The sequence below is a fragment of the Flavobacterium sp. HNIBRBA15423 genome (assembly GCF_052655965.1).
In genome coordinates this window covers 1,533,393-1,545,872 of sequence record NZ_CP199751.1, presented here as the reverse complement: position 1 = coordinate 1,545,872, position 12,480 = coordinate 1,533,393, and the positions used below count along the sequence as shown (strand labels likewise).

The window sequence follows — 12,480 nt, the reverse complement described above, 5'->3', positions numbered from 1 at the left end:
ATCTGGTGTTTTTTTGTTTAAAGTTTTCTACATTTGTTTAAACAATTAAAACAAAATGCTATGAAAAACTTTGCAAAATTAATCAAATTAACTTTAATCGCTACTACATTTGTAACGATGTTTTCATGTTCGGATGATGACACTGTTGTAACACCTGTAAACAATAGTATTGCGGCTGTTGTATCTAGAGCACCACAATTCACTACGCTAGTTTCTGCCTTAGATAAAGCAGGATTAGTGCAAACATTAGACCAAAATGGTCCATTTACCGTTTTTGCTCCTACAAACGATGCTTTTAATGAATTTTTAACAGCCAACAATTTTGCTTCTTTAGATGATGTACCTGTACCTCTTCTTAAAGAAATTTTATTAAATCATGTGGTTATGAGTACCAATTTATCTTCAAACCTAACCACAGGTTATGTAAAATCTATGGGAAAAGGTTCTGCTTCATCCACAAACACATTAAGTTTATTTATTAATACAACAAGTGGAGTTGAAATAAATGGTGTAGCAACAGTAACTGCAGCAGACATTTTAGCAACAAATGGTGTTATTCATCAAGTTGATGCTGTAATAGGATTAGCAACAATAATTGACCATGCTACAGCAAATCCAGATTTCTCAACCCTTGTAACTGTAGTAACTAGCACAGACACAAATGGTAATGGTTTTGGAGACCAAAGTGCTATAGCTACAGCTTTAACAACTAATGCTTCACCGCTAACTGTTTTTGCTCCAACAAATGACGCATTTGCGGTTGCAGTTGGTTCTGGAGGATTTGCAGAAAATGCAACACCTGAACAGGTTTCCACAGTGTTACAATATCATGTAACAGCTGCTGGAAATGTAGAAGCATCTTCATTAACAGATGCTCAAGTAATATCAATGATTACTAATCCGGTACAAGATATCACTATTGATTTAACTACACCAGCAACTCCTAAAATAACTGATCAATCTGCTACACAAGCAAACATTATTGTAATTGATGTGCAATGTGCAAACGGTATTATTCATGCAGTCGATAAAGTATTACAACCAACATTATAATTTCAAAAATAAATAATAAAAGTAAGTTAAGGTTATTATTTGATTTTCCAAAAACTCGATTAATTTGTATTAATCGAGTTTTTTATGAAATTGTTTTGCCTAATTCAATAGCTCGGTTATTTGCTGCAAAAATTCCGTTTTTAATTGATTCTAATAAATTATTTTCATCAAAAACTGATAAAGCTGCTTCTGTTGTCCCTTTTTTTGAAGCCACTTTATTAATCCATTCTTCATGTGATAAATTGCTTCTGTTTTGCAATTGAACAGCTCCTATAAACGTTTGACTTACTAAAAATTCTGCTTCAGATTTAGAAAAACCTAATTCAATAGCTGCTTGAATCATTGCATTCATAAAATAAAACACATAGGCTGGACCACTTCCAGAAACAGCCGTTGTAGCATTGAGCATTTCCTCTTTGTCAATATAAATAGATTTTCCTGTTGTATTAATTAAATTCTGAATAATAAACAATTCTTTTCTATCTACATGCGGAGAAGCACAAAAAACAGTCATTCCAAGACCAATTTGTGTTGGTATATTTGGCATAGACCTAACAATTTTTTCACAACCCAACTTTTCTTGAATAGAATATAATGTTAAACCTGCCATAACAGAAAGAATAAGGTGTTCTCTATGTATAAAAGGTTTTATAACCAATGCTAAATCATTAAAATCTTGTGGTTTAACAGCTATTATAATAATGTCTACATCAAAAATAACAGGACTAGGAGCTGTATGAAAATTATCTACATCTATTGTGTATCGATTAATATTTTCTGTGCTACTTCTGCTTAATATTAGAATATCTGAAGGAGTAATAAATCGAGAACTAACAAAGCTATTAGCATACGTTTGTCCCATGTTTCCATAACCAATAATAAGTATCTTCATATATCAATATTATTCTTTTGTGAATTGAAAATTGTTAAATAGTTTTCAATAGCTTTTGCTAAAGATATTGAGTATTTACAATTAGAAAAACTAATTCTTCTTTTATAACAATTTCAAAATTATTGTTTCAAAAAAAATCCCTGTATGAAAACAGGGATTTATAAAGATTTATTTATTTACTTTTTTTTTGAGCTTCTGCTTGTTCCATCATTTCCCTCATTTTTCTTTGGAACTTGCTTTCTGATTTGGGTTTAGATTTATTCTCTTGTATTTTAGCAAGAATCTTATCTTCTTTTACTATATAATTTTTAATCACTAACATAATACCAATAGTAATTAAGTTAGAAATAAAATAATATAGAGATAAACCAGAAGCATAGTTGTTAAAGAAGAACAACATCATTAATGGAGAAATGTAAATCATTATCTTCATTATTTTGCTCATATCTGGCATACCTTCCTGTGTAGGAGCACTCATTTGTTGGTCACCTGTTGTCATCTTCATATAAAAGAATATTGCAATAGAAGCCAAAATTGGAAATAAACTCACATGACTTCCATAAAAAGGAATGTGGAAAGGTAATTCATAAATACTATCATAAGAAGACAAATCGTTTGCCCAAAGGAACTTTTTTTGTCTTAAATCAAACATGGATGGAAAGAACTGAAATAATGCATAAAAAACAGGCATTTGCATTAAAGCTGGTAAACATCCTGCCATAGGATTTACTCCTGCTTTTGAATACAGCTTCATTGTTTCTTGTTGTTTTTTCATTGCATTGTCTTTGTATTTCTCATTCAATTCTGCAATTTCTGGTCGTAAAACTTTCATTTTAGCTTGAGAAACATAAGACTTATAAGTAACAGGAGACATTACTATTCTTACAAGAATAGTAAATATAATTATTGAAATTCCATAACCAATTCCTATACTAGAAATAAAACCAAAAACTGGGATGAAAATATAACGGTTTATCCAACCAAAAATTCCCCAACCTAAAGGCATGATCTCATCTAAATTTCTATCATAATCGTTTAAAATTTGATATTTAGCAGGACCATAATACCAATTCATATTATAATTAATTGCTCCATTTTTTACTTCTAATGGTACTTGAGCAATAAAGTTTTTTGTAAAAATTGTATCAATTTCTTCGTCGTCAATTAAATTATCAGATACAAATTTAGCAGATTTAAAAGGAGTATCTGTTAATAAAATAGATGTAAACATGTGCTGTTTAAAAGCTATGTAAGAAACATCTTCAGCTGTGTCTTCAGAATCTTTTGCAGCATTTAAATAATCATCTTTTCCTCCTTCATATTCAAAGACCAATTCTGTATATCTGTTTTCATAAGAAACACTCTTTTCATTACGATACGTTTTTAGTTGCCATTCTAAATCAACTGGTTTAGTAGTGTTAATTACATTTTCTAATCCTTGAGAACGAATGGAGAAATCTAACATATATTCTCCTGGCTTTAAAACATAACGGTATTCTAAGAATTGTGCTGGACCTGCTTTTAATTGCATCGTCACCACTTGATTCTCTCCTTCTTTTGAATATTTTGGTTCGAAAAATAAATTGGATGTATGTAATAATCTATTATCTGCAGTGTTTAATGATAAATCGAATTTTGCGTTATTATCATTGATGATTTTTACAGGTTTCTTAGAGTCTTTTTCAAATTGATCATAATTTAAAATTGTAGCATCTACAATGTATCCTCCTTTATTAGCTATTTTTAAAGAAAGAACATCATTTTTAATTTCTGTAAAATCTTCTTTTGCAGATGGTAAAGTTGCTGAATAAGCAAAAGTTCCCAAAGCTGCTTTGGCTTGTTCTTGAGATATAGAGTCTGGAAGAATTTGAGTAGTTTCTACAACTTTATCAGTTGTTTTTACAGTACTTTTTTCTTCTTGTTCTTTTTTAGCTTTTTCAAGCTTTTCTTTTTCTTTTAATTCTTCGGCTGTGGGTTGATTTGAATACATCATCCACATTAAAATACCAGAAATTAATACAAACCCAATAATTGATTTAAAATCAAACTTTTTTTCTTCCATTTTAATTATTTGTTCCGATAGCTAGAGCTTACGGCAATTAATATTATTGTTACTCTTTTTTTACTATTTTATGTCTAAAGCCAATGACAATTACTATTATTTACAAAAATATTCCAATAGAAAAAGAATAGCCCCGATTGACGTGGAAATCTTTTTTATTTTTCAAATTGAAAAATAAAAAAATTGTAACAAAAAGCGGGAAAATGGTCGGCTAAAATACTCCAAGCCATTCGCTCCTTACTCTATTTATTTTTATATTGAACAGCTGCTTTTACAAAACTCACAAAAAGTGGGTGCGGATTTGCAACTGTACTTTTATATTCTGGATGATACTGAACTCCAATAAAAAACGGGTGATTTTTTATTTCAACAACTTCCACTAATCCTGTATCTGGATTAATCCCTGAAGCTGTTAAACCAGCCTTTTCTAATTCGTTCAAATACTTACTGTTAAATTCATAACGATGGCGATGACGTTCCATAATTTCAGCTTTACCATAAATTTTATTTGCCAACGTATTTTCTTTCAAGCTACATTTCCATGCTCCTAGACGCATGGTTCCTCCCATATTTTTAATATCTTTCTGTTCTTCCATTAAATTAATTACTGGATGAGTAGAACTTTCATTCATTTCTGTAGAGTTTGCATCTTTATAACCTAATATATTGCGAGCAAATTCTATTACTGCCATTTGCATACCTAAACAAATTCCTAAAAAGGGAATATTATTTTCTCTTGCATAACGAACAGTATCAATTTTTCCTTCTATTCCTCTATTACCAAAACCAGGAGCAACTAATATGCCATCTAATCCTTTCAAATGTTTTTCTGCCGTTTTGACATCTAAATGTTCTGAATGTATGGAAATTACATTTACTTTTGTTTCATTGGCAGCGCCAGCATGTATAAACGCTTCTAGTATTGATTTATAAGAATCTTGCAATTCTACATATTTTCCAACTAATCCAATATTAACTTCATGTTTAGGGTTTTTATGCTTTTGTAAAAACTCATTCCATTGTTTTAAATCTGGACTATTTTTTTCTGGTAAGCCTAGTTTCTTAAGTGTAACTGTGTCTAAGCCTTCTTCAAGCATTAAGTTAGGAACATCATAAATAGTAGAAGCATCGATAGATTGAATTACCGCTTCTTTCTTAACATTACAAAATAATGCTAATTTTTGACGTAAATCGTCTGACAATTCATGCTCTGTTCTACAAACAAGAATATCTGCTTTTATTCCACTTTCCATTAATGTTTTTACAGAATGCTGAGTTGGTTTTGTTTTTAATTCTCCCGCAGCAGCTAGATAAGGCACTAATGTTAAATGAATTACAATTCCATTTTCATCACCTAATTCCCATAATAACTGACGTACCGATTCTATGTAAGGCAATGATTCAATATCACCAACAGTTCCTCCTATTTCAGTTATTACAATATCAAAATTTCCATTTTGACCTAGTAATTGCATTCTCGATTTGATTTCATTTGTAATATGAGGTACAACTTGAACTGTTTTTCCTAAAAATTCTCCTCTTCTCTCTTTTTCAATAACAGACAAATAAACTCTTCCAGTAGTTACATTGTTTGCTTGAGAAGTAGGTACATTTAAAAAACGTTCGTAATGCCCTAAATCTAAATCTGTTTCCGCACCATCATCAGTTACATAACATTCTCCATGTTCGTAAGGGTTTAATGTGCCTGGATCGACATTAATATAAGGGTCAAATTTTTGAATGGTCGTTCGATACCCTCTTGCTTGTAGCAATTTAGCTAAAGAAGCTGCTATAATTCCCTTTCCCAAGGAAGAAGTAACACCCCCTGTAACAAAAATATACTTTGTTTGATTCATTGTGTTGTGGTTTGTTGTAGTTGTGTAAAAAACTTGGCAAAAATACGATTAAATTTATGAATTAGGCAATTTCATAATATGAAAATTTAGATTTATTTAATAGGCTAAAAATATTGAAAATTAACTTTTTTTTATATATTTGATGACTAACAATTAAAACTATAAAAAATGGAAGTATCAAAATTAAACAGATTTTTAGCATTATTTATTGATGGATTAGTTCTTGCAATTCCGTCATTTGTATTAGGCCTTATAGCAGGACTAATTGGAGGAATGGATTGGCTAGTATATATCGTGTATCTTATACAAATTGGTTATACTTTGTTCCGTGATGCTTTATTTGGAGGACAAAGTATTGGTAAAAAAATAATGAAATATAAAGCCGTTAAAGAAGATGGTTCTTCTTTAGAAGGAGATTTTGGAACTAGTGCAACTAGAAATGTAAGTTTAATTATTCCAATTGTTAACTTAATTGATTGTATTTTTGTAATTACTGATAAACCTAGATTAGGTGATAATTGGGCTAAAACAAAAGTAGTAAACGTATAAAAATAATTTTAACGTGAAAATATATAAAAGCTCCATTATTTATGGAGCTTTATTTTTTTGGGAAATTCCTTCTTATATTTCTAACAATTTCTTCTAGACCGTTTAGTTTTAATTCGTAAACCAATTTCAATTGTTCGCCAAGTTGTCCTTTTGGAAATCCCTTATTACTATACCAAACGACATAATATTCGGGCAAATCGATTAAATACCAATCTTTGTATTTACCAAATGGCATTTTTGTGTGTGCTAGTTTTATAAGTTGGTCTTGATTGTTCATTTTTTTGAATGTAGTAAATGTATATATAGACCAATACAATTGGAAAACTAAATTTCCTATCTAAAACTTATTTCCAATTAAAAGTCACTTCTTTTTCGATATCTGGATGTAAGCTTAATAAAACGGGGCAAGTCATGGCTGCTCTTTCTAATATGGTTTTATTTTTATCTGAGGTTTCTATTGCCATATCTAATGCTACAATAATTTTAGAGATTCTTCTAGGTTCAGACTGCATTATTTTGGTAACAGAAATTGTGGAATCCTTTAAATCAATATCTAAGTCTTTTGTTTTTATTGCCATTATTGAAACCATACAACTTCCTAAAGCTGTTGCTACTAAATCTGTAGGAGAAAATGCTTCTCCTTTACCATGATTATCTGTTGGAGCATCTGTGAGTATTTCGGTTCCTGATTGCAAATGAATACAAGTTGTGCGTAGTTCTCCTACATACGTTATCTTTGAAGTTGGCATTTTTAGTTTACTTTTTTAATAGAATAATCTGTGTCATAATACATTAAATAAACACCATTGTTAATAATATTTCCATTATCATTAACATAATCGAAAGTGTTTTCAAAATATTCTGTTTTTTGTGTTTGAACTGATTTTGCATAGCCACCTTCTTGATAAATACGTAAAATTGTATCAAAAGTTACATCAAAACCTCTTGCTGCAGCACTACTAGGTAATGTTTTGTTTTCTTTAAGGTATTTATTTGCAAAAATCTTATCTGATTCCGTTTCTATTTCTTTTCTATTTGAAGGGAATAACATATTTAACTCTGTTAAGTTTGTCATTGGAATTTCTTCAAAATCTAATGTATCATATAATTTTAAAACTACTAATTGGATATCGAAATCAGATTTTAATTTGATTAAAAGATTAGTTACATTTAAAATTTGAGATGTTGTTTCTGATTCAACAATCACAAAATTCTTTTTGTCTTTGACTAGTAACGATTTTAATTTGTCTGTATCAATTCCTCCTTTTGTATTAAATTCTGGAAATTGAGCTTCTGGATATCTTGAAATTAAATACTCTTTTGTAGAACCTTTTTTTGCACTAACTACTGCAATTACATTTCCATTATTTTTTTTAAAATGAGAAAACAATTTATTCATCATATAATCTTCAGTAGGTACAGCGTTGTACAAATTAGGATATTTCATACCAACTTCTTTAGATAAGGGAGAAATTACAGGAATACTATCTTTTAATAATAGTTCTGCAGTTTTTTCAGCAAGTGAATTTTGAAATGGTCCAATTACAGCATCTACATTAGAAAAATCATTTTCCAAAATTAATTTAGAAATATTAGAACTTGTTCGAGAACTTTCAACATCAAGAATTTTTACATTTAAAGGCAATCCTAAAACTCTTGCTGAATCTATAGCCATCATTGCTCCAGAATAAAATTCTAAAGAAAGATTTAAAAGTGGATTTTCTTTCAAGGTTTGTTTTAATGAAGTGGAAGAATTTGAATCTAGTTTATTTAAATTAAAAGGTAATAATAAAACTAAATTTCTTTTTTTCTTTTTATTTATTGTTTCTAATAAATTAGCTACTTTTTTTTCTATATAAATACTGTCTTTTTTTATTATACCAGCAGTATTTGGTAACTTCAAAATCATTCCTACTTTTAATCCATCTTTTAAATCTGGATTTAGGGCAACTAATTCTTCTTTTGAAATATTTAACTCTCTAGTAAGGCTATAAAAAGTTTGCTTAGGCTTTACTATATATAACGTTGTATCGTTATTAATTTCTGTAACCGTTTTTTCAGTTTTCCTTTTTAAAGTAAGAATTGTTCCATTCTTTAAACCCTCTTTTGCATCAGGATTAAGTGCTATAATATCTTCGATTGTAATGCCATATTTTTTAGAAATACCATAAAGTGTTTCTTGAGGCTGTATTTTATGAGAAAAAGTTTCAATTGTATTTTTAGTGTTTTGAACTTCTAAATAATTTTCATTTACAGGTAATATCTCTTTACCTACAATAATTTCTTGTCCTTTTTTTAAACCATCTTTCAATAATTCTGAATTCCATTCCTCTAATTGTGGAACAGTTACTTGGTACTCTCTTGCAATACTATATAACGTTTCTTTTGCTTTTACTTCGTGAATAATATTTTTAGTTTCAGTTTTAACAACAGCGGTAGGTGTTTTTGGAATTAACAAAACCGTTCCTTCTTGAATTCCATTTTTAGCGTCAGGATTTAATCTATAAATATCAAAAGGTGTAATTTGATATTTTGTAGATATTTGATAAATAGTTTCACCTTTTCCTACATTATGTCTTAAGAAATTCTCTTGTTTTACTTTGGCTGCACAAGAAACGAAAAAAAAGAATAAAATTAAAAGCTTGAAAATTCTCATATTTAGATTTTATATTATTAAGAATAACAAATAGATTTATTATTTATTATGTATGTAGTCAAATTTTATTCCAATTTTAATTCAACTATTTTTGCATTTTCATACAAAGGTAAACTTTCTTTGGTTTTAATAGCAAATAAAGCTTCTTCAAACAATTTAAATTTATCTGTATAAACACAATAAGTAAACGTATTTATATCATAGAAAAAACTAGTTTTCAATTCTCCTTTATCAGATAATTCTCTAGCATATTCATCTCTTTCGCTCTGGCTTTTAGTTACTTTATGCACTATGTAAAAACCATCTTCAACTTGTTTTAAATTATTTATTCTTTCAATTGCAGGTATTTTTTCATTATTAAAATTACTTGCTTTAATTTTTGCTCGTATTTCTTCTAAAGTGATTTGCTTTTCCTTAACATCAACTATGTTTTTTTCTTTTTTAATATTATTTTGATAACGAATTAATTTTTGAAGAGCTAATCTGTCATCATATTCTCTTGCTGAAGCACTATAAAAAGTTGCTTTTTCAATACGTTTTGTAATAATATATTCTTTTTCTTTTTCTATAGTAGCCATTTTAAAGAATAGTGATTCATTTGTTTTATCACTATCTGCATGTAAAGCTTTTATTTTTTCAATTTGTTCTTGTTCCGCTTTATTTTGAGCTTCAATTTCTGCCATAGATTTACTACGCTTTTTGAGTTCTTGATCTTGCGCAACGTTTACTCTTTGTACCTTATTCATTAAAGAAACATAATTTTTTCTTGATTCATTTAAGTCTTTTTTTAATTGAATAATTAACTTACTTGTTTCAATTCTATTAGATTGTGTTTCTTTCTGTAACTTTCTATATTCATCAACATCAACAATATTTGAGTTTTTTAATTTTTCTAAATCTTCATACATGTTTCCAACTAATGAATCTAATTTAGAAGTTAAGAGATCCTGAATATTTTTATTAGATTGTAGAATCAATTTTAATTTATCAACAGAAGTTCCTTTAGAATCATCAATTTCTTTTAAATCTACATTTAAGGAATTCATTTTTATTATTTTCTGATTCATTTGTTTTTGGACAATCAATTTATCCTCTAAATCTTCAATCTTTGCATTTTGAACTTTACTCTTTTCAATAGCAGCTTCTTTTTCCGCTATAGTAATCATTAATTCATTTGAAATATCTTTTGGAGCAATTCCGTTTTTGTTAACTGCTAAAACTGTTCCAACAGCAAATCGGTTTACAATTTCAGGGTTTTGCAATTCTAATTGTTTAATACTAATGTTATATAGTTTAGATACCGAATATTTAGTTTCACCAGCTTTAACTTTATGAAAAACAGTTTCTTCTGTAACTATTCTAGTTTTACCATCTATTGTTTTCTTTCTGGATGGAATAGCAATAACTTGTCCTATTTTCAAGCCTTCTTTTAAGTTTTCTTTATTTAATTCTTCTAAATCTTGAACAGATACATTATAAGCTCTTGCAATTCCGTATAAAGTTTCTTGAGATTGAACTGTATGTGTATATGCATTTTTATAACTACTATTAGTTATATTCTTTGAAAGTGGAATAGTTATTTCTTGACCTATAGCTAAATTTGCTTCAGTAATAGATGTATTTACTTTTTTGATTTCGTCTACAGTTACATTAAATTTTTTGGAAATTGAATATAGTGTTTCTTTAGGTTGAACTATATACTTTCTGGTTTTAATTTCTTGAGCAAAAAATAGATTAGTGCATGCTAATAAAATCAAAATATATCTCATGAAGCGTTAGTTTATTTAGAATTAAAAAGTCATTACAAAGTTATTTATTGTAACGACTTTTCAAAGCATTTTTGTTAAAATTATCTAAAAATTATTCCCATTCAATAGTTGCTGGTGGTTTAGAACTAATGTCATAAACTACTCTATTTACTCCTTTTACTTTATTAATGATTTCGTTAGATGTTTTCATTAAAAATTCATAAGGTAAGTGAACCCAATCTGCTGTCATACCATCAGTAGATTCAACTGCTCTTAAGGCAACTACTTTTTCATAAGTACGTTCATCACCCATTACACCCACACTATTTACTGGCAATAGAATAGCACCTGCTTGCCATACTTTATCATATAAGCCGTGTTCTTTTAATCCATTTATAAAAATGGCATCAACTTCTTGAAGAATAGCAACTTTTTCAGGTGTAATATCTCCCAAAATGCGAATCGCTAAACCTGGTCCAGGAAAAGGATGACGACCTAATAATTCTGGGTCAATTCCTAAAGTAGCTCCTACTCTACGCACTTCATCTTTAAAAAGCATACGTAAAGGTTCAACTATTTTTAGCTTCATAAAATCAGGTAAACCGCCCACATTATGATGTGATTTTATAGTTGCAGATGGACCACCAGTGGCAGAAACTGATTCGATAACATCTGGATAAATTGTCCCTTGACCTAAGAATTTAACATCAGTTAATTGATGTGCTTCATCATCGAAAACTTCAATAAAAGCATTTCCAATGGCCTTTCGTTTTGCCTCTGGATCGTCCAAACCAGCTAATGCATCATAAAAACGTTTTGAGGCATCAACTCCTTTTACATTTAAACCCATTCCTTTGTATTGATCCAATACGTTTTGGAACTCGTTTTTACGAAGTAAACCATTATTTACGAAAATGCAATATAGATTTTTACCAATGGATTTATTTAATAAAACAGCTGCTACGGTTGAATCTACTCCACCTGACAAACCTAAAACAACTTTATCAGTTCCTATTTTTTCTTTCATTTCAGCAACAATTTCCTCAACGAAAGCTTTTGGTGTGAAATTTTGTGGTACTTCAGCAATTCTCACTAAGAAGTTTTCCAGCATTTGTTTTCCATCTGTAGAATGATATACTTCAGGGTGAAATTGAATAGCATATGTAATTTCTCCTTCAATTTTATAAGCTGCATTTTCAACATCTTTGGTACTGGCAATCTTAATACCATTAGTTGGTAACTGCTTTATTGAATCAGAATGGGACATCCAAACTTGACTATTAAGATTAACTCCCTCTAAAAATGGTTCGTTTTCTTGTATAAATGAAAGATTAGCTCTTCCATATTCTCTTGTATTAGAAGCGGCAACTTCACCGCCTGAAAAATGAGCTAAGTATTGCGCTCCATAACAAACGGCTAATAAAGGCATTTTACCTCTTATTTGAGATAAATCTGGATGTAAAGCCTCTTCAGAACGAACTGAAAATGGACTTCCTCCTAAAATCACTGCTTTATAGGATGATAAATCTTCAGGAATTTTATCGAAAGGAAAGATTTCGCAAAAAATATTCAATTCTCTTACTCTACGAGCAATTAACTGAGTGTATTGCGAACCGAAATCTAAAATTAATACGTTGTGTTGCATTGTTTTAAAAGTTAGAAGT

At 29.3% G+C, this 12,480-nt stretch carries 10 protein-coding genes; 2 read left to right on the top strand and 8 right to left on the bottom strand.

Annotated features, from left to right (window positions below):
• Positions 1–60 precede the first annotated feature (60 nt).
• Positions 61–1,053, top strand: coding sequence for a fasciclin domain-containing protein (locus ACULEV_RS06855; RefSeq protein WP_445457928.1), 993 nt, complete (start codon positions 61–63; stop codon positions 1,051–1,053).
• A gap of 82 nt (positions 1,054–1,135) precedes the next feature.
• Here the strand turns inward: ACULEV_RS06855 and proC are convergent, their stop codons facing one another.
• The 3 genes from proC to ACULEV_RS06840 form a co-directional block, all read right to left on the bottom strand.
• Complete coding sequence (gene proC / locus ACULEV_RS06850; protein WP_445457927.1) at positions 1,136–1,945, bottom strand: pyrroline-5-carboxylate reductase; 810 nt, start codon at positions 1,943–1,945, stop codon at positions 1,136–1,138.
• Positions 1,946–2,117: 172 nt separating this feature from the next.
• Positions 2,118–4,007, bottom strand: coding sequence for a membrane protein insertase YidC (gene yidC, locus ACULEV_RS06845; protein WP_445457926.1), 1,890 nt, complete (start codon positions 4,005–4,007; stop codon positions 2,118–2,120).
• Positions 4,008–4,249: 242 nt separating this feature from the next.
• Positions 4,250–5,863, bottom strand: a complete 1,614-nt coding sequence (locus tag ACULEV_RS06840; RefSeq protein WP_445457925.1) for a CTP synthase — start codon at positions 5,861–5,863, stop codon at positions 4,250–4,252.
• A 168-nt stretch (positions 5,864–6,031) separates the two neighbouring features.
• On the opposite strand from ACULEV_RS06840, the gene ACULEV_RS06835 reads away from it, so the two are divergent.
• Positions 6,032–6,412 (top strand): RDD family protein, encoded by a 381-nt coding sequence (locus ACULEV_RS06835; RefSeq protein WP_445457924.1) that lies wholly within the window; start codon positions 6,032–6,034, stop codon positions 6,410–6,412.
• Between the two features lie 49 nt (positions 6,413–6,461).
• Here ACULEV_RS06835 and ACULEV_RS06830 read toward each other — a convergent pair whose 3' ends face one another.
• The 5 genes from ACULEV_RS06830 to guaA form a co-directional block, all read right to left on the bottom strand.
• Entirely contained in the window at positions 6,462–6,689 is a 228-nt protein-coding gene (locus tag ACULEV_RS06830; protein ID WP_445457923.1) for a DUF3820 family protein, read from the bottom strand.
• Between the two features lie 67 nt (positions 6,690–6,756).
• On the bottom strand, positions 6,757–7,161 hold the full coding sequence (locus tag ACULEV_RS06825; RefSeq protein WP_445457922.1) for an OsmC family protein: 405 nt from the start codon (positions 7,159–7,161) through the stop codon (positions 6,757–6,759).
• A 2-nt stretch (positions 7,162–7,163) separates the two neighbouring features.
• A complete protein-coding gene (locus ACULEV_RS06820) occupies positions 7,164–9,068 on the bottom strand; it encodes a LysM peptidoglycan-binding domain-containing protein (RefSeq protein ID WP_445457921.1) in 1,905 nt (634 codons plus the stop codon).
• A gap of 65 nt (positions 9,069–9,133) precedes the next feature.
• On the bottom strand, positions 9,134–10,837 hold the full coding sequence (locus tag ACULEV_RS06815) for a LysM peptidoglycan-binding domain-containing protein (RefSeq protein ID WP_445457920.1): 1,704 nt from the start codon (positions 10,835–10,837) through the stop codon (positions 9,134–9,136).
• A gap of 91 nt (positions 10,838–10,928) precedes the next feature.
• Positions 10,929–12,461, bottom strand: coding sequence for a glutamine-hydrolyzing GMP synthase (guaA, locus tag ACULEV_RS06810; RefSeq protein ID WP_445457919.1), 1,533 nt, complete (start codon positions 12,459–12,461; stop codon positions 10,929–10,931).
• Positions 12,462–12,480: the final 19 nt, after the last annotated feature.